This window comes from Pseudomonas sp. A214 (assembly GCF_900156295.1).
Taxonomy (GTDB): Bacteria; Pseudomonadota; Gammaproteobacteria; order Pseudomonadales; family Pseudomonadaceae; genus Aquipseudomonas; species Aquipseudomonas rhizophila.
The window spans coordinates 122,287-139,904 of record NZ_LT707062.1 but is presented as its reverse complement, the minus strand read 5'-3'; the positions used below and the strand labels follow the sequence as shown (position 1 = coordinate 139,904).

At 59.7% G+C, this 17,618-nt stretch carries 14 protein-coding genes and 2 tRNA genes; 14 read left to right on the top strand and 2 right to left on the bottom strand.

The window, feature by feature from the left end; all coding sequences use genetic code 11:
• The first annotated feature begins 216 nt into the window (after window positions 1-216).
• The 3 genes from BW979_RS00600 (at window position 217) to BW979_RS00590 (ending at window position 4,836) form a co-directional block, all read left to right on the top strand.
• Window positions 217-1,404 (top strand): ATP phosphoribosyltransferase regulatory subunit, encoded by a 1,188-nt coding sequence (locus tag BW979_RS00600; protein WP_047227314.1) that lies wholly within the window; start codon window positions 217-219, stop codon window positions 1,402-1,404.
• Between the two features lie 54 nt (window positions 1,405-1,458).
• Complete coding sequence (locus BW979_RS00595) at window positions 1,459-2,751, top strand: adenylosuccinate synthase (protein WP_003186407.1); 1,293 nt, start codon at window positions 1,459-1,461, stop codon at window positions 2,749-2,751.
• Window positions 2,752-2,901: 150 nt separating this feature from the next.
• Window positions 2,902-4,836 (top strand): methyl-accepting chemotaxis protein, encoded by a 1,935-nt coding sequence (locus BW979_RS00590; RefSeq protein WP_047227315.1) that lies wholly within the window; start codon window positions 2,902-2,904, stop codon window positions 4,834-4,836.
• Window positions 4,837-5,060: 224 nt separating this feature from the next.
• Here the strand turns inward: BW979_RS00590 and BW979_RS00585 are convergent.
• Together BW979_RS00585 and BW979_RS00580 are read right to left on the bottom strand one after the other, a co-directional pair.
• A tRNA-Leu gene (locus tag BW979_RS00585) sits at window positions 5,061-5,147 on the bottom strand.
• 175 nt (window positions 5,148-5,322) lie between these two features.
• Window positions 5,323-5,409 (bottom strand) — tRNA-Leu (locus tag BW979_RS00580).
• A 226-nt stretch (window positions 5,410-5,635) separates the two neighbouring features.
• On the opposite strand from BW979_RS00580, the gene rnr reads away from it, so the two are divergent.
• The 11 genes from rnr (at window position 5,636) to BW979_RS00525 (ending at window position 17,523) form a co-directional block, all read left to right on the top strand.
• The gene (rnr, locus tag BW979_RS00575) at window positions 5,636-8,254 is read left to right on the top strand and encodes a ribonuclease R (protein WP_047227316.1); all 2,619 of its coding nucleotides are present in this window, start codon (window positions 5,636-5,638) and stop codon (window positions 8,252-8,254) included.
• Window positions 8,251-9,018 (top strand): 23S rRNA (guanosine(2251)-2'-O)-methyltransferase RlmB, encoded by a 768-nt coding sequence (gene rlmB, locus BW979_RS00570; protein WP_047227317.1) that lies wholly within the window; start codon window positions 8,251-8,253, stop codon window positions 9,016-9,018. Before rnr ends, rlmB begins: the two co-directional genes overlap by 4 nt.
• A gap of 302 nt (window positions 9,019-9,320) precedes the next feature.
• Window positions 9,321-9,749: a 30S ribosomal protein S6 gene (gene rpsF, locus BW979_RS00565; RefSeq protein ID WP_003186395.1), complete on the top strand. Its 429-nt coding sequence runs from the start codon at window positions 9,321-9,323 to the stop codon at window positions 9,747-9,749.
• 28 nt (window positions 9,750-9,777) lie between these two features.
• Entirely contained in the window at window positions 9,778-10,008 is a 231-nt protein-coding gene (rpsR, locus tag BW979_RS00560; protein WP_002551829.1) for a 30S ribosomal protein S18, read from the top strand.
• 36 nt (window positions 10,009-10,044) lie between these two features.
• The gene (locus BW979_RS00555) at window positions 10,045-10,938 is read left to right on the top strand and encodes a hypothetical protein (RefSeq protein ID WP_047227318.1); all 894 of its coding nucleotides are present in this window, start codon (window positions 10,045-10,047) and stop codon (window positions 10,936-10,938) included.
• An 18-nt stretch (window positions 10,939-10,956) separates the two neighbouring features.
• On the top strand, window positions 10,957-11,403 hold the full coding sequence (gene rplI / locus BW979_RS00550) for a 50S ribosomal protein L9 (protein WP_047227319.1): 447 nt from the start codon (window positions 10,957-10,959) through the stop codon (window positions 11,401-11,403).
• Window positions 11,404-11,539: 136 nt separating this feature from the next.
• The gene (gene dnaB / locus BW979_RS00545; RefSeq protein WP_027911801.1) at window positions 11,540-12,937 is read left to right on the top strand and encodes a replicative DNA helicase; all 1,398 of its coding nucleotides are present in this window, start codon (window positions 11,540-11,542) and stop codon (window positions 12,935-12,937) included.
• A 220-nt stretch (window positions 12,938-13,157) separates the two neighbouring features.
• Entirely contained in the window at window positions 13,158-15,458 is a 2,301-nt protein-coding gene (locus tag BW979_RS00540) for a YgiQ family radical SAM protein (RefSeq protein ID WP_076382896.1), read from the top strand.
• A gap of 224 nt (window positions 15,459-15,682) precedes the next feature.
• Window positions 15,683-16,600 (top strand): hypothetical protein, encoded by a 918-nt coding sequence (locus BW979_RS00535; protein ID WP_047227321.1) that lies wholly within the window; start codon window positions 15,683-15,685, stop codon window positions 16,598-16,600.
• On the top strand, window positions 16,600-17,061 hold the full coding sequence (locus tag BW979_RS00530; RefSeq protein ID WP_047227322.1) for a hypothetical protein: 462 nt from the start codon (window positions 16,600-16,602) through the stop codon (window positions 17,059-17,061). Before BW979_RS00535 ends, BW979_RS00530 begins: the two co-directional genes overlap by 1 nt.
• Window positions 17,062-17,523: a hypothetical protein gene (locus BW979_RS00525; RefSeq protein WP_076382894.1), complete on the top strand. Its 462-nt coding sequence runs from the start codon at window positions 17,062-17,064 to the stop codon at window positions 17,521-17,523.
• The last annotated feature ends 95 nt before the right edge of the window (window positions 17,524-17,618 follow it).

The window sequence follows — 17,618 nt, the reverse complement described above, 5'->3', positions numbered from 1 at the left end:
CCGGCTTTTTTGCGTCTGCACGTTCGATTGCGGTTTTTGTTGCAGGCGTCGGGTTGAACGGCTCGACAGGTTTTTCGAGGAAAGTGCTTGGCGAGGCCGACTACAGGCCATTCGTCACGTTGCTCATGCGCGGGGTTTGCGCATGTGGCGGGCACTTTCTGCTTCACTCAAGGCTTGCCCGAGGGCTGGCCGCCCGGACCATAGGGGAATGGCGTAATGGCAACGGTAGACCGCTGGCTGCTGCCAGATGGCATCGAAGAAGTACTGCCACCGGAAGCTGCGCGTATTGAAGTAGCGCGTCGGCAGGTGTTGGATCTGTTCCAGAGCTGGGGTTACGAATTCGTCGTTACCCCGCATATCGAGTACCTGGAATCCCTGCTGACCGGCGCGGGCCAGGACCTGGATCTGCGCACCTTCAAGGTTATCGACCCGCAGTCGGGCCGGCAGATGGGCTTTCGTGCCGACATCACGCCGCAAGTGGCGCGTATCGACGCCCACACCCTGCGTCGTGAAGGTCCGAGCCGTCTGTGCTATGCCGGCAGTGTGCTGCACGCCCAGCCGCGCGCCCTGTCGTCTTCGCGCAGTCCGATCCAGCTGGGTGCCGAGTTGTATGGCGATGCGAGCCCGAGCAGCGACGTGGAAGTCATCAGCCTGATGCTTGCCATGCTGCAACTGGCCGACGTACCGGATGTCCACATGGACCTGGGCCACGTTGGCATCTATCGTGGCCTGGCGCGTGCGGCCGGTTTGTCCGGCGAAGTGGAGCAGCAGTTGTTCGATGCCTTGCAGCGCAAGGCCATCGATGAAGTGATCAGTCTGACCGAAGGCCTGCCGGCCGATCTGTCCGGCATGTTGCGGGCGCTGGTGGATCTGTGCGGCGGTCGCGAAGTGCTGGCCGCTGCCCGCGAGCGGCTGGCCCATGCGCCGGCGCCGGTGCTCGCGGCACTGGACGATTTGCTGGCGATTGCCGAGCGACTGTCGGTGCGTTTCCCCGAGTTGCCGCTGTACTTCGACCTGGGTGAACTGCGCGGTTATCACTACCACACCGGTGTGGTGTTCGCGGTGTTCGTGCCGGGGGTTGGCCAGTCCATCGCTCAGGGCGGTCGATACGATGATATTGGCGCCGACTTCGGTCGTGCCCGTCCGGCGACCGGCTTCTCTACCGATTTGAAAACCCTGGTGACCCTGGGGCGTGCTGAAGTCGAGCTACCGTCTGGCGGTATCTGGATGCCTGACAGTACGGATGCAGCACTCTGGCAGACGGTCTGCCAGTTGCGCAGTGAGGGTCAGCGTGTCGTCCAGGCCTTGCCTGGGCAGCCTTTGGCCGCCGCCCGTGAAGCGGACTGCGACCGGCAATTGATTCAGCAGAACGGGCTTTGGCAAGTATTGCCGCTGGCTTCTTGAGTTTTCCTGCCGGCCGCGGCCGGCACCAAGTTTGCGCGAATGAGGACAAGTGTTATGGGTAAGAATGTCGTAGTCCTGGGCACCCAGTGGGGTGATGAGGGCAAAGGCAAGATCGTTGATCTGCTGACCGAACATGCTGCCGCCGTAGTGCGCTACCAGGGTGGCCACAACGCAGGTCACACCTTGGTGATCGACGGTGAGAAAACCGTACTGCACCTGATTCCGTCGGGCGTGTTGCGCGAAGGCGTGCAGTGCCTGATCGGCAACGGGGTGGTGGTTGCCCCTGACGCCTTGTTGCGGGAAATCATCAAGCTGGAAGAGAAAGGCGTACCGGTGCGCGAGCGCCTGCGTATCAGCCCGTCCTGCCCGCTGATCCTGTCCTATCACGTTGCGCTGGACCAGGCCCGCGAAAAGGCCCGTGGCGAGCTGAAGATTGGCACCACCGGTCGCGGCATCGGCCCGGCCTACGAAGACAAGGTGGCCCGTCGTGGCCTGCGCATCGGTGACCTGTTTCACCGTGAGCGCTTCGCCGCCAAGCTGGGCGAGTTGCTGGACTACCACAACTTCGTTCTGGTCAATTACTACAAAGAGCCGGCCATCGACTTCCAGAAGACCCTGGATGAATGCATGGAGTACGCCGAGCTGCTCAAGCCGATGATGCTCGACGTCACTGCCGAGCTGCACGAGCTGCGTCGCGCTGGCAAGGACATCATGTTCGAAGGTGCCCAGGGGTCGCTGCTGGACATCGACCATGGTACCTACCCGTACGTCACCAGCTCCAACACCACTGCCGGCGGCATCGCCACCGGCTCGGGTTTCGGCCCGATGTACCTGGATTACATCCTCGGTATTACCAAGGCATACACCACTCGCGTCGGTTCGGGTCCGTTCCCGACCGAGCTGTTCGATGATGTTGGTGCGTTCCTGGCCAAGCGTGGCCATGAGTTCGGCGCCACCACTGGCCGTGCCCGTCGTTGCGGCTGGTTCGATGCCGTCATCCTGCGTCGCGCCATCGACGTCAACAGTATCTCGGGCCTGTGCCTGACCAAGCTGGACGTACTGGACGGCCTGGAAACCATCAACATCTGCGTGGGCTACAAGAATCAGGACGGCGCGGTCATCGACGCACCGACTGACGCTGACAGCTACATCGGTCTGGAGCCGGTATACGAGCAGATGCCAGGCTGGACTGAGTCGACCGTGGGTGCCAAGACCCTGGAAGAGCTGCCAGTAGCGGCTCGCAATTACATCAAGCGCGTCGAAGAGTTGGTCGGTGCACCGATCGACATTATTTCGACGGGGCCGGACCGCAACGAAACCATCGTTCTGCGTCACCCGTTTGCCTGATAAGCCGTTGATGTAAAACACAAAGGACCCTCGTTTGGGTCCTTTGTCGTTTCTGCCTGCCAGACGGCACGACACTTGCTATACACCATGAATAATAAGTGCTTCTTGTGAAGTGCCATCAAATTAATGGCGTTAGTAGAGGGATTCCCTGTGTCGGCCGTTCTCTCATTGTTACAAAGCCGCCTGTTGCGGCCTGTGTTCGTTACTCTTGGTGTCGCCCTTTTGGTGCAGGTGCTGGTCGCTGTCGCGCTGACGCGAAGCACGGTCACTGCGCTGGAGGCTGATCTGGAGGCGCGGCTCGGCGGCGACAGCCAGAAGTTGTCTGGCGAACTGGAGCAGGCCGGGCGTGAAGTCACGTCGAGCCTGGACAGCTTGTCTGCCAGCACTCGTCAGCGCCTCACCGCCGGTTTATCTGCGCGACTGAAGGATGAGCAGGCACAGTTGCGGGCGACGCTGGAAAAATCGCTCAAGGACTCTGCCAATGATATGGCGCAACTCCTGGCTTCGGTTGCGCCCCGCGCCATGTGGGACAGCGACGTGCCTGCGCTCTCCGAGTTTGCCCGTCGGGCCCAGCGCAATCCCAACGTACTCTTCGTCATTTATGACGACGCCACCGGCCAGCACCTGACTCGCTACCTGAATCGGGAGAACCCGATCAACAAGGCTTTGTTGGAGAAAGGCCAGGGCGACCGGGCGCTGGACAAGGTGTTGGACGCGGCGAAGAACGACCCTTCGGTGTATTACCTTGAGGCCTCGATCAACCCCAACGGCGTAGAGATCGGCAAGGTGTTGATGGGCGTTTCCACGGCCTCCGTTGAAGCTGACCTGGAGGCGTTGGACCAGCGCTTCTCGGCCTTGATCGCCAGTGGTGACCAGTTGGTGGGTGATAGCCTCAAGGGGGCGGCAGCCGACAGCGCCACGGCAATGCGCGGGCGCCTGGAGTCGGCTCAGTCCACCGCGACGCAAATGCAGGCCAACACCGCCACCACCGTACAGGACGCTGCGGGCACTTTGCGCTGGCGGATCGGCCTGGGTCTAGCGCTGGTGGGGTTTGGCGTGCTGGTGCTGCTGGCGGTGGTGTTGGGGCGGCGAGTGGTCAATCGTTTGAAACTGTTGATTGCCGCGATGAACGATCTGGCGGCGGGTGAGGGCGACCTGACCAAGCGCGTGCAAATCAGCAGCAAGGACGAAATCGGCGAGATGGCCTCGGCGGTCAATCGTTTTGTGGATAAGTTGCAGCCCATCGTGCGAGAGGCGGGGGATGTGGCCCAGCGCACCGGTGTGGAAATCGGTGCAATGACCTTGCGTAACTCCGGTGCCGATGCGGCGGCCGGAATGCAGCGTGATGAAGTGGCCGAGAGCTTGCGGGCGCTGTCGCAGATGGCCGATGAAGCGCAATCGGAAAGCCAGGCGATGCAGGCTGCCTTGCAGCAGGTGGTGGAGATTCGCAAGGCTACCGACGAAAACACCCGAACCTCGGCCAAGGTCGGTGGTTTGATCGAAGCGCTGGCAGGGCAGGTCGATACGGGGGCAAAAGTCATCGAGCGGCTGGCGCAACAGAGCGAGCAGATCGAAGTGGTGCTCACGGTCATTCACGGCATTGCCGAGCAAACCAACCTGCTGGCCTTGAACGCGGCCATCGAAGCGGCGCGGGCCGGGGAAACCGGGCGTGGGTTCGCAGTGGTTGCCGACGAGGTGCGGGCGCTGGCAAGCAAGACCCAGAGTTCGACCGGCGACATCCAGGCGCATATCGTCGCGCTGCAGCAGGGCGCTCGCGAGGCGGTGGCTGCCATCGGCCAGGCCGGGCGTCAGGCCAGTGAGGGGTTGTTGGTGTTGCGTGACAGCGCGCGCTTGCAGCAGTCGGTACAGACCTCTGTAGAGCAGGTGCATGCGGCCATCGGTCTGGCCACGCAAGCGGCGGCTCACCAGGCGCAAGGTGCGCAAGCGGTGCGTGGGCGGGTGGAAACCATTCACGCCCAGGCCGAGAAAGCGGCTCAGGCTGTGGTCGAGACCACGGCCAGTGGCAAGGTATTGGATAGTCTGGCGGCGCAGTTGAAGGCGAGCCTGGGGCAGTTCCGGGCTTGATGGGCTGGCCTCATCGCGAGCAGGCTCGCTCCCACATTGATCCACTGTGAACAGAGTATCTGTGAGCGCTGGAGATCCCGTGTGGGAGCGAGCCTGCTCGCGATAGCGGTTTCAGTGGCTCAGAGGCATCTTGTCGTCAGCCAATAAATCGCCAACCCCAGAAACGCAAAAACCCGCTTTCGCGGGTTTTTGTGAGTTCAAGGCCGTAACCTTGAAGCTTGAATTGGTGCCCAGAAGAAGACTCGAACTTCCACGACCTTGCGGTCACCAGCACCTGAAGCTGGCGTGTCTACCAATTTCACCATCTGGGCAGCATCTTCAGCGTTGCCGCTGTCGATGTGGCGCACTATACGGAGCGAGTTTTGATCTGTAAACCCCTGTTTTTGTTTTAGTAATTACCAGTCGGATTCCAGGGGCCGAAAATGCAAAAACCCGCTTTCGCGGGTTTTTGGGGAGCTGGCAGATCATTGATCTGTCGCTCGAAATTGGTGCCCAGAAGAAGACTCGAACTTCCACGACCTTGCGGTCACCAGCACCTGAAGCTGGCGTGTCTACCAATTTCACCATCTGGGCAGTATCGGCAACGTGTGTGCGTCGTCGATGGCGCGCACTATACGGAGCGTGTTTTTAACTGTAAACCCCTCACGAGAAAAAAACCGCTAAATTTCACGAGCGGTGCATTTCCGGGCTTCAAGAGGGGTCAAAAGGCTTCAGAAAAAGGCATTGGATGCTTGAAATTTCCCGTTTCATTACGCCTATGCCAAACTAACCCGCATATAGACAAGGTGAAAACTCTCTAATGGCCGATTGGCAGTCCCTCGATCCCGAGGCCGCTCGTGAAGCGGAAAAATACGAAAACCCTATTCCTAGCCGCGAACTGATCCTGGCGCATCTCGCCGATCGGGGTTCGCCTGCTAGCCGCGAGCAACTGGTCGAAGAGTTCGGTCTGACCACCGAAGACCAGCTCGAAGCCCTGCGCCGCCGTCTGCGCGCCATGGAGCGCGATGCGCAGTTGATCTACACCCGGCGCGGCACCTATGCGCCCGTGGACAAGCTTGACCTGATCCTGGGCCGCATCGCCGGTCACCGTGACGGTTTCGGCTTCCTGATCCCGGACGACGGCAGCGACGACCTGTTCATGAGCCCGGCGCAGATGCGTCTGGTGTTTGACGGTGACCGGGCTTTGGCCCGGGTTTCCGGCCTGGACCGCCGCGGCCGCCGTGAAGGCGTGATCGTCGAAGTAGTGTCCCGTGCCCACGAAAGCATCGTCGGCCGTTACTTTGAAGAAGGTGGCATCGGCTTTGTTGTCGCCGACAACCCGAAGATCCAGCAGGAAGTGCTGGTCACCCCGGGCCGCAATGCCAACGCCAAGGTCGGTCAGTTCGTCGAGGTGAAAATCACCCACTGGCCAACCCCGCGCTTCCAGCCCCAGGGCGATGTGGTGGAAGTGGTCGGCAACTACATGGCCCCAGGCATGGAAATCGATGTTGCCTTGCGCACCTACGACATTCCCCACGTCTGGCCCGAAGCGGTCCTGAAAGAAGCCGCCAAGCTCAAACCGGAAGTCGAAGAGAAAGACAAAGAGAAGCGCATCGACCTGCGTCACCTGCCGTTCGTCACCATCGATGGCGAAGACGCCCGGGACTTCGACGACGCGGTCTACTGCGAAGCCAAGCCTGGCAAGCTGCGCCTGTTCTCCGGCGGCTGGAAGCTGTACGTGGCGATTGCCGATGTTTCCAGCTACGTGAAACTCGGCTCGGCGTTGGACGCCGAAGCCCAGGTGCGCGGCAACTCGGTGTATTTCCCCGAGCGCGTCGTACCGATGCTCCCAGAGCAACTGTCCAACGGCTTGTGCTCGCTCAATCCTCACGTCGATCGCCTGGCCATGGTTTGCGAGATGACCATCTCCAAATCCGGCGAGATGACCGACTACTGCTTCTACGAGGCGGTGATCCATTCCCACGCCCGTCTGACCTACAACAAGGTCAGCGCGATGCTGGAAACCCCGAAACTTGCCGAATCGCGCAAGCTTCGTGGCGAATACACCGATGTCGTGCCGCATCTCAAAGAGCTGTACTCGCTCTACAAAGTGCTGCTGGCGGCCCGTCACGTGCGTGGCGCGATCGATTTCGAAACTCAGGAAACCCGGATCATCTTCGGCTCCGAGCGCAAGATCGCCGAGATTCGTCCGACGGTGCGCAACGATGCCCACAAGCTGATCGAGGAATGCATGCTGGCCGCCAACGTCGCCACTGCTGAGTTCCTGAAGAAGCACGAGATTCCTGCGCTGTACCGGGTCCACGATGGCCCGCCGCCGGAGCGCCTGGAAAAACTGCGGGCCTTCCTCGGTGAGCTCGGCCTGTCCTTGCACAAAGGCAAGGACGGTCCGTCGCCCAAGGATTACCAGGCCCTGCTGGCCAGTATCAAGGATCGTCCGGATTTCCACCTGATCCAGACCGTGATGCTGCGCTCGTTGAGCCAGGCGGTATACAGCGCCGATAACCAGGGCCACTTCGGCCTGAATTACGAAGCTTATACCCACTTTACGTCGCCGATCCGTCGTTACCCTGACTTGCTCACGCATCGGGCGATCCGCAGCGTGATCCACTCGAAGATGGACACCCCGCACGTCAAACGTGCCGGTGCGATGACCATTCCCAAGGCGCGCATCTACCCCTACGACGAGGCGGCCCTGGAACAACTCGGCGAGCAGTGCTCAATGAGCGAGCGCCGTGCCGATGAAGCGACTCGTGACGTAGTGAACTGGCTCAAGTGCGAGTTCATGAAGGATCGCGTGGGTGAGTCGTTCCCGGGCGTGATCACTGCCGTGACCGGTTTTGGCCTGTTCGTCGAGCTGACCGACATCTACGTCGAAGGCCTGGTGCACGTCACCGCGCTGCCGGGCGATTACTACCACTTCGACCCCGTGCATCACCGCTTGGCGGGTGAGCGCACCGGCCGCAGCTTCCGTCTTGGCGATACGGTCGAAGTGCGGGTCATGCGCGTTGATCTCGACGAGCGCAAGATCGACTTCGAGATGGCGGAAAAAACCATCAGCGCGCCGATTGGCCGCAAGAAGCGCGGCACTGAAACTTCTGCGCCTGCGGCCAAGACCGCCGCCGAGCCTGCTGCGGCCAAGTCCGGGCGTCGCGGCCCGGCCAAGGAAAAGGCCGTCGAAGCCTATCGCCCAAGCGATGCGGCGGCAAAAAACGCCGAGCTGCGCAAAAGTCGTGAGATGAAACAGGCGTTGCTCGCCGAAGCCAAGAGCGGCGGTAAAGCGGCGTCTGGGGGAAAGACCGGACGGTCGGCGCCGGACAAGGCGACCGGCAAGCCGAGCAAACACCGTAAAGGCCCGCCGAAAGCGGGCTCGGCCCCAGCCAAGAGCGGCGGGGCGCGTAAACCCAAGGCCAAGTCATGAGTCAGTTGGAAAAAATCTACGGTGTGCATGCCGTGGAAGCATTGCTGCGTCACCATCCCAAGCGGGTCAAGCAGATCTGGCTGGCGGAAGGCCGCAGTGATCCGCGGGTCCAGACCCTGATCGAGCTGGCTGGCGAGAATCGCGTAGCGGTCGGCCAGGCTGAACGGCGGGAAATGGACGCCTGGGTTGAAGGTGTGCACCAGGGGGTGGTGGCTGAGGTCAGCCCGAGCCAGGTCTGGGGCGAGGCGATGCTCGACGAGTTGCTCGATCGCACCGAAGGCGCGCCATTGTTGCTGGTACTGGATGGCGTGACCGATCCTCACAACCTTGGCGCTTGCCTGCGCTCGGCCGATGCGGCGGGTGCATTGGCGGTGATCGTACCTAAAGACAAGTCGGCGACGTTGACGCCGGTGGTGCGTAAAGTCGCCTGTGGCGCGGCGGAAGTTATCCCGTTGGTGGCCGTGACCAATCTGGCGCGTACCCTGGAGAAACTCCAGCAGCGTGGCCTGTGGGTGGTCGGCACGGCGGGCGAGGCCGAGGTCAGCATTTATGACCAGGACCTGACGGGCCCGACGATCCTGATCATGGGGGCCGAAGGCAAGGGCATGCGGCGCCTGACCCGCGAGCATTGCGACTACCTGGTCAAGCTGCCGATGGCCGGCAGTGTCAGCAGCCTCAACGTTTCGGTCGCGACCGGCGTGTGTCTGTTCGAGGCTCAGCGCCAGCGTAGCGTCAAGGCTGCTGCGGCCGCCAAGAAGTCCTGATCCAGTTGTATTCCTTTGGGAGCGAGCCTGCTCGCGATAGCGGAGTGCCGTTCAACGCAAATGTTGAATGGAGCGCCCTCATCGCGAGCAGGCTCGCTCCCACATTGGTTTGTGTGGGTAAGGATTGGTGGTTGTTCAAATAATCACCAATCACCTTGCGCCGCCCTCGGCCCTTCTCTACAATTGCGCCCCTTGCTGTGATGGCAGGCACTTATGTGTCTAGCGTCCACAAGTCCATAAGTGTCATTCACTCCTTGTCTGACCGTTTTTGAGCGGCAGGCTACAACCCGTAAGGAGCATTCATGCGTCATTACGAAATCATCTTTTTGGTCCACCCGGATCAAAGCGAGCAAGTCGGCGGCATGGTTGAGCGTTACACCAAGCTGATCGAAGAAGACGGCGGCAAAATCCACCGTCTGGAAGATTGGGGCCGTCGTCAACTGGCCTATGCAATCAACAATGTTCACAAGGCTCACTACGTGATGCTGAACGTTGAATGCACCGGCAAGGCCCTGGCCGAGCTGGAAGACAACTTCCGCTACAACGATGCAGTGATCCGTAACCTGGTCATCCGTCGCGAAGAAGCCGTCACCGGCCAATCCGAGATGCTCAAGGCTGAAGAAAACCGCAGTGAGCGCCGTGAGCGTCGCGACCGTCCTGAGCACTCTGACAGCGCCGATGGCGATGACAGCGATAGCGACAGCGACAACAGCGATAACGCTGACGAGTAATCCACGGACCTTTTAAGGAGCCAATCACATGGCACGTTTCTTCCGTCGTCGTAAATTCTGCCGCTTCACCGCTGAAGACGTGAAAGAGATCGATTACAAAGATCTCAACACTCTGAAAGCCTACGTATCCGAGACCGGCAAAATCGTTCCAAGCCGTATCACCGGTACCAAAGCTCGTTATCAGCGTCAGCTGGCCACCGCTATCAAGCGCGCCCGCTTCCTGGCCCTGCTGGCCTACACCGACAGCCACGGCCGCTGAGACCGGGCAGTCGACACGTAGCAAAGGATTGAATGCATGCGCGCCTTAGCTGAGTTCATCATGCGCGGTCGTATGCAGGCCACTCTGGTAGTGGCTGGATGCGCGGCATTGCCGTTGTTGTATTGGTTGGGTGCTGCCGCGGTGAGTCTTGTACTCCTGCGGCGCGGATTGAAGGACGCCCTTGGCGTTCTTGCTCTGGGACTGCTGCCGGCTTTGCTCTGGTGGTTGTATTCCGCTGACCCGCGGGCACTGATGGTGCTGCTGGGGTCTTCGGCGCTGGCGTTGGTGTTGCGCGCAAGCGAATCCTGGAACCGCGTGCTGCTGGTCAGCATAGCGATGGGAGTGGTGTTTTCAGTGGTGCTCGGGGTGGCTTTCGCGCCCCAGATCGAGATGCTGTCGCAGGCTTTGATAAAAATCCTGCCCGAGGCCCTCGGTGATCTCTACCAGCAGATGTCGGTAGAGGAGCAAGCGCGTTTCGCGTCCCTGATCGCACCGGTCCTGACCGGCCTGATTGCGGCCTTGTTACAAATCGTCAGTGTGCTGAGCCTGATTATCGGGCGCTACTGGCAGGCGTTGTTGTACAACCCGGGTGGTTTTGGTCGCGAATTTCGCGCCATCCGTTTCCCGCTTGGGCTGGCGATGTTGCTGCTGGCGGGCATGCTTCTGGGGCCGAACTTCGGTCCGCAGATGGCCATGCTCACGCCGTTGTGCAGTGTACCGCTGGTATTTGCCGCTCTGGCCCTGATTCACGGGCTGGTGGCGCAAAAGCGACTGGCCAGGTTCTGGCTGGTGGGGTTGTACGTCACGTTGTTGCTGTTCATGCAGCTGATCTATCCGTTGCTGGTGGTCCTGGCCATCGTCGACAGCCTGATTGATTTTCGCGGTCGTATGGCGCCGAAAGACGCCGACAACGCGAACGGTGAAGGTTAAAAGTTAGAGGATTTTCACATGCAACTGATCCTTCTGGAAAAAGTCACCAACCTGGGCAACCTGGGTGACAAAGTAAACGTTAAGGCCGGTTACGGTCGTAACTACCTGCTGCCTTACGGCAAAGCCACCGCTGCGACCGCTGCCAACCTGGCCGCGTTCGAAGAGCGTCGCGCTGAGCTGGAAAAAGCCGCAGCAGACCGTAAGACCTCGGCTGAAAGCCGTGCTGCCCAACTGGCCGAGCTGGAAGTGACCATCACTGCCACCGCTGGCGACGAAGGCAAGCTGTTCGGTTCGATCGGTACTCACGACATCGCTGACGCACTGACCGCCTCTGGCGTTGAAGTGTCGAAGAGCGAAGTTCGTCTGCCGAACGGCACCATCCGCAACGTAGGCGAATTCGACGTGGCCGTGCACCTGCACGCCGAAGTTGAAGCCACCGTACGCGTTGTCGTGGTAGCAGCTTAAGCAATACCTGTCGGCTGGCACCCTCGGGTACTAGTCGGTAACATCGGGCACGATCCTGTTTACAGGTCGTGCCCTTTGTCTTTCTGCAATTGCTGATTTTCAAAACCCCCTGCGTTTCCAAAAGAATCAAGTGGCCATGAACGAAATCACCGCTCCCGAGCAATACGATCTGCAAACCGCAGCCCTGAAGGTGCCTCCGCACTCCATCGAGGCCGAACAGGCCGTGCTCGGTGGTCTGATGCTGGACAACAACGCCTGGGAACGCGTGCTCGATCAAGTATCCGACGGCGATTTCTACCGACATGACCACCGCCTGATTTTCCGTGCCATCGCAAGATTGGCCGATCAGAACATGCCGATCGACGTGGTGACCCTGGCCGAGCAATTGGACAAGGAAGGCCAGACGTCTCAGGTTGGCGGCCTCGGTTACCTGGGTGAGTTGGCAAAAAACACGCCGTCTGTCGCCAACATCAAGGCCTATGCCCAGATCGTGCGCGAACGGGCGACCTTGCGCCAATTGATCGGTATCAGCACCGAAATCGCGGACAGCGCCTTCAACCCGGAAGGCCGAACCGCTGCCGAGATCCTCGATGAAGCGGAACGGCAAATCTTCCAGATCGCCGAGGCCCGGCCAAAAACCGGTGGCCCGGTGAGCGTCAACGATCTGCTGACCAAGGCCATCGACCGCATCGACACCCTGTTCAACACCGACAACGCCATCACCGGCCTGTCCACCGGCTACACCGACCTCGATGAGAAGACCAGCGGCCTGCAGCCATCGGACCTGATCATCGTCGCTGGCCGTCCGTCCATGGGTAAAACCACCTTTGCGATGAACCTGGTGGAAAACGCCGTGCTGCGCAGTGACAAGGCCGTTCTGGTGTACTCCCTGGAGATGCCAGGTGAATCGCTGATCATGCGTATGCTCTCGTCCCTGGGGCGTATCGACCAGACCAAGGTCCGTTCCGGCCAACTGGAAGATGACGACTGGCCGCGCCTGACTTCGGCGGTCAACCTGCTCAACGACCGCAAGCTGTTCATCGACGATACTGCCGGTATCAGCCCTTCGGAAATGCGCGCCCGGACCCGTCGCCTGGTGCGTGAGCACGGTGATATCGCGCTGATCATGATCGACTACCTGCAGTTGATGCAGATTCCGGGCTCCAGTGGCGACAACCGGACCAACGAGATTTCCGAAATCTCCCGTTCCCTCAAGGCCCTGGCCAAGGAATTCAACTGCCCGGTGGTGGCGCTCTCTCAGTTGAACCGTTCCCTGGAACAGCGCCCCAACAAACGCCCGGTGAACTCCGACTTGCGTGAATCCGGAGCGATCGAGCAGGACGCCGACGTGATCATGTTCGTCTACCGTGACGAGGTGTACCACCCGGAGACGGAGCACAAGGGCATCGCCGAAATCATCATCGGCAAGCAGCGTAACGGCCCGATCGGCTTCATTCGCCTGGCCTTTATCGGTAAATACACCCGATTCGAGAACCTGGCGCCGGGTAGCTACAATTTTGATGATGATGAGTAAGTTCGTCGTCGCCTGAACTGGCCCCATCGTCGGAACGCCGCCCGGAGCAGGCTCGTTCCCACAGTTGACCGAGTTCCTTCAAAGGGAATGCGATTCAATGTGGGAGCGAGCCTGCTCGCGATGAGGGCGTCACCATTTCCGACCATAGTCGTCGGAATTGGTCAAATTTTGTGCTATATTCCGCGCCCGCGATTTTTCATCTTTCATACCGGTCATCGACATGCAAGCAGCCAAGCCGTTATTTGACTATCCCAAGTACTGGGCCGAATGTTTCGGCCCCGCGCCGTTCCTGCCCATGAGCAGGGAGGAGATGGATCAGCTCGGCTGGGATTCGTGCGACATCATCATCGTGACCGGTGATGCCTACGTCGATCACCCGTCGTTCGGCATGGCGATCATCGGTCGGCTGCTGGAAGCCCAGGGCTTTCGCGTCGGGATCATTGCCCAGCCAAACTGGCAGTCCAAAGACGACTTCATGAAGCTCGGCGAGCCGAACCTGTTTTTTGGCGTCGCGGCCGGCAACATGGACTCGATGATCAACCGCTACACCGCCGACAAGAAAATCCGTTCCGACGACGCCTACACCCCGGGTGGCATGGCGGGCAAGCGGCCGGACCGTGCGAGCCTGGTCTACAGCCAGCGCTGCAAGGAAGCCTACAAGCATGTGCCGATCGTGCTCGGCGGTATCGAAGCCTCCCTGCGCCGCATCGCCCATTACGATTACTGGCAGGACCGGGTGCGCAACTCGATCCTGATCGACGCCTGCGCCGACATCCTGCTCTACGGCAACGCCGAGCGGGCGATTGTCGAAGTCGCCCAGCGCCTGTCCTATGGCCACAAGATTGAAGACATCACCGATGTCCGTGGCACCGCGTTCATCCGCCGCGACACCCCGCAAGGCTGGTACGAGGTCGATTCCACCCGCATCGACCGCCCGGGCAAGATCGACAAGATCATCAACCCGTATGTGAACACCCAGGACACCGCTGCCTGCGCCATCGAGCAAGAGAAAGGTCCGGTTGAAGACCCGAGCGAAGCCAAGGTCGTGCAGATTCTGGCGAGCCCGCGCATGACTCGCGACAAGACCGTGATTCGTCTGCCGTCGGTGGAAAAGGTTCGTGGCGATGCGGTGCTCTACGCTCACGCCAACCGCGTGCTGCACCTGGAAACCAACCCGGGCAACGCCCGTGCTCTGGTGCAGAAGCATGGTGAAGTCGATGTCTGGTTCAACCCACCACCCATTCCGATGACCACTGAGGAAATGGACTACGTGTTTGGCATGCCTTACGCGCGTGTTCCGCACCCGGCGTACGGCAAGGAAAAGATCCCGGCCTACGAGATGATCCGTTTCTCGGTGAACATCATGCGTGGCTGCTTTGGCGGCTGCACCTTCTGCTCGATCACCGAGCACGAAGGCCGGATCATCCAGAACCGCTCTGAAGAATCGATCATTCGCGAGATTGAAGAGATCCGCGACAAGGTCCCGGGCTTCACCGGCGTCATTTCCGACCTCGGCGGCCCGACCGCGAACATGTACCGCATTGCCTGCAAGAGCACGGAAATCGAATCCGCGTGCCGCAAGCCATCCTGTGTGTTCCCCGGTATCTGCCCGAACCTCAATACCGACCATTCTTCGCTCATCCAGCTGTACCGCAGCGCCCGGGCATTGCCTGGGGTGAAGAAGATCCTGATTGCCTCCGGCCTGCGTTACGACCTGGCGGTCGAGTCGCCGGAATACGTCAAGGAACTGGTGACCCACCACGTGGGTGGTTACCTGAAGATCGCCCCGGAACATACCGAGGAAGGTCCGCTCAACCAGATGATGAAACCGGGCATCGGCAGCTATGACAAATTCAAGCGGATGTTCGAGAAGTACACCAAGGAAGCCGGCAAAGAGCAGTACCTGATTCCATACTTCATCGCCGCCCACCCGGGCACCACCGACGAAGACATGATGAACCTGGCTCTGTGGCTCAAGGGCAACGGTTTCCGCGCTGACCAGGTGCAGGCGTTCTATCCGTCGCCGATGGCCACCGCCACGGCCATGTACCATTCGGGCAAGAACCCGCTGCGTAAGGTCACCTACAAGAGCGACGCGGTGACCATCGTCAAGAGCGAGGAGCAGCGCCGCCTGCACAAGGCCTTCTTGCGTTATCACGACCCCAAGGGCTGGCCGATGCTGCGCGAAGCGCTGACCCGCATGGGTCGCGCCGACCTGATCGGGCCGGGCAAGAATCAATTGATTCCGTTGCACCAGCCAGCCACCGACAGCTACCAGAGCGCCCGTCGCAAGAACTCGACGCCGGCTGGCAGCCACAAGGTAGGCAAGGAAACCACCAAGATCCTGACCCAGCACACCGGTCTGCCACCGCGCGCCAGCGACGGCGGCAACCCGTGGGACAAGCGCGAGCAGGCCAAGGCCGCGGCATTCGCCCGCAACCAGCAGGCCGCCAAGGAGCGCAAGGACGCCGCCAAGGGCAAAGGGCCGAAACCGGCGCGCAAGCCAGTCGTACCGCGCTGATCGCCAAGCCACATTGCAAACGCCAGCTTAAAAGCTGGCGTTTTGCTTTCTAGCGGCTGTGCTACTCGTTTGCTATCGTGGCGACCGCCAATGCCAGTCAGTTCCGTGCAATAAAGCCAAACACCGCTCTTGTCAGTGTTGGCCCTGGGAGGGCCCGGCTTGCCCGCAATCACGGCCACACAGGCAATAAAGTTCTCACCCTCGGATTTTCAAGGACGATTCATATGAGTACCCCTTTACCGGGTATCGGCATGGACTACAGCCCCTCCCAGTTCATGGCCCGCCAACGCATCGAAAGCCAGATCAACCTGCCGCGCCTGTTCGCGGCCATCGACGCCGATCCCAGTATCGTCGGCGCTGGCGTGGTGTACATCGATGCCGAATTCAACGTGGTGACCCTGCGCGAGTTCAAGCCGATTTGCAGTATCAAGCCCAAGCGGATCATCTTGCGCGAGGCGCAGAAGTACATTGCGCCGGCTCAGTTTGCTGATCAGGTAAAGAACAACCCGCGTGAGTCTCGTTTAGTGGGAGAGGCTGTCAATACGACGTTATCCTGCGCTGGCGCCATTCTGGGCTGGATTGTGGTTTTCAGTGGCACGATCGCAGTTCCATTTACAGCGGGTGCAAGCCTGGTTGTCACAGCCGTGGGGGCAACCGCCGCCGCTGCCAGTACTGCGCAGTGCGTGGTTGGGAGCATGCGTACCTACAACGAACTCAACGATCCAGCAGCTAATGATGATATGGACAGTGAGGACTGGTATCGCTACGCAATGCCAGTGTTGGATGCCGCATCATTGCTGGGAGCCGGGGCATCCACTTTAACAACGCTCAAACTCTTGCAAGCGAGGAAGGTCTCGACTGGCAGGAGTTGGTACGAGCTTTCCAAAGGTTTGACTCGTCAGCAAAGAAAGGCATTGACCAAAGAGTTGTTAACACTGAAGGACCCAAGCCTGACTAACAAACTATTAAAGCTTCGCCAGCGTTCGGGGACGCTTGCAAAGCGTTTCACGGCTACCCAGATCAATCACGCGACCGTGACCCAGATTCGCGACTCTCTGGGGGCAGCCATCGGCTTAACGGGCAGTAGCTTGTCTGGGAACCTGAAGACAATTGCCGTGGGGCTGTATGAGGAAGTTGAATAATGGACCGCAAGCATTCATTGAACGCTTTCCTCGCTCATTATTTTCCAACCTTCATCTGCGCTTTTTTTCTAGCCTGTTTCGCGGTTTCCGCTTCAATTTCATTAGTCTCTAGCACTTACTTTCGAGGCGATCCTGAACGGGCCAAGTATTCTTTTCTGGTTGCGTTGATCCTCTCTTTGCTCTTGGCGTTGAGCCATTTCGTCATGATCAGGGGGCGGTCATGGGGTGTTCGTGCCATCGTTGTGTTCTATCTGGCGTGTCTCTTCACGGTCCTCCCCACCTACGGCTACAAGCCGCATCCTTTTGCCTATGTGACGGGGTTGTTGTTCCCGTTGCTGGGGCTGCTATTGCTCAACAGTAAGCGCCATCGAGAGATGCGCCAGAAATTGTCGGAGTTGCGCGAGGAGCGTATGGCGATAAGGTCTGCCGTCCGTTTACAGAAGAAAAGGAAAGGACGCTAGATGGAAAACTATCCGACTTTCATCCATTTTATGAAGCGCTACTTTCCGACCTTCATCGCAACGATATTCGTGGCGAAAATATCGTGTTTACTCGCGCTCTTTGCTCTTCTCGACAGTTTTTTTGTGCGCGCTACGTTGTCGAGCCAAGCGAAAATTTCCGCTGTATGCATTGCTATTTGTACGTTGGTTCTGGTCCATAGCAACTTTATGGTCGTGCGCGGCAGAGCGGGTTGGGTCTGGGTGTTTGCCGGGCTTTTTGTGGTCTGTCTGTTGTGTGTCTTGCCGACTATTGGTTATCGCCCGAATCGATTCGTTTATGCGGCGGGTCTGTTTTTTCCATTGCTCGGGCTGCTATTGCTCAACAGCAAACGTCACCGCGAAATGCGCAGCAAGCTGGTAGAAGTCCGCCGCCAACGCGAACTCTTCATCCAGGCCGCCAAAGCCTCCCGCTCACGGCGTTGAGTCGATTCGCTACCGCCGCTGCCACATTTATGTGCTTAGCTTTGCACCCGAATGCGAGCATCGCGCGCTTTTAGTGCTCTACTGCCTTGAGTAGA

Bases quoted from the DNA above. Each gene is read 5' to 3' on its own strand.
- BW979_RS00600 (WP_047227314.1), top strand. From the start codon at position 217: ATGGCAACGGTAGACCGCTGGCTGCTGCCAGATGGCATCGAAGAAGTA.
- BW979_RS00595 (WP_003186407.1), top strand. From the start codon at position 1,459: ATGGGTAAGAATGTCGTAGTCCTGGGCACCCAGTGGGGTGATGAGGGC.
- rnr (WP_047227316.1), top strand. From the start codon at position 5,636: ATGGCCGATTGGCAGTCCCTCGATCCCGAGGCCGCTCGTGAAGCGGAA.
- rlmB (WP_047227317.1), top strand. From the start codon at position 8,251: ATGAGTCAGTTGGAAAAAATCTACGGTGTGCATGCCGTGGAAGCATTG.
- rpsF (WP_003186395.1), top strand. From the start codon at position 9,321: ATGCGTCATTACGAAATCATCTTTTTGGTCCACCCGGATCAAAGCGAG.
- rpsR (WP_002551829.1), top strand. From the start codon at position 9,778: ATGGCACGTTTCTTCCGTCGTCGTAAATTCTGCCGCTTCACCGCTGAA.
- BW979_RS00555 (WP_047227318.1), top strand. From the start codon at position 10,045: ATGCGCGCCTTAGCTGAGTTCATCATGCGCGGTCGTATGCAGGCCACT.
- rplI (WP_047227319.1), top strand. From the start codon at position 10,957: ATGCAACTGATCCTTCTGGAAAAAGTCACCAACCTGGGCAACCTGGGT.
- dnaB (WP_027911801.1), top strand. From the start codon at position 11,540: ATGAACGAAATCACCGCTCCCGAGCAATACGATCTGCAAACCGCAGCC.
- BW979_RS00540 (WP_076382896.1), top strand. From the start codon at position 13,158: ATGCAAGCAGCCAAGCCGTTATTTGACTATCCCAAGTACTGGGCCGAA.
- BW979_RS00535 (WP_047227321.1), top strand. From the start codon at position 15,683: ATGAGTACCCCTTTACCGGGTATCGGCATGGACTACAGCCCCTCCCAG.
- BW979_RS00530 (WP_047227322.1), top strand. From the start codon at position 16,600: ATGGACCGCAAGCATTCATTGAACGCTTTCCTCGCTCATTATTTTCCA.
- BW979_RS00525 (WP_076382894.1), top strand. From the start codon at position 17,062: ATGGAAAACTATCCGACTTTCATCCATTTTATGAAGCGCTACTTTCCG.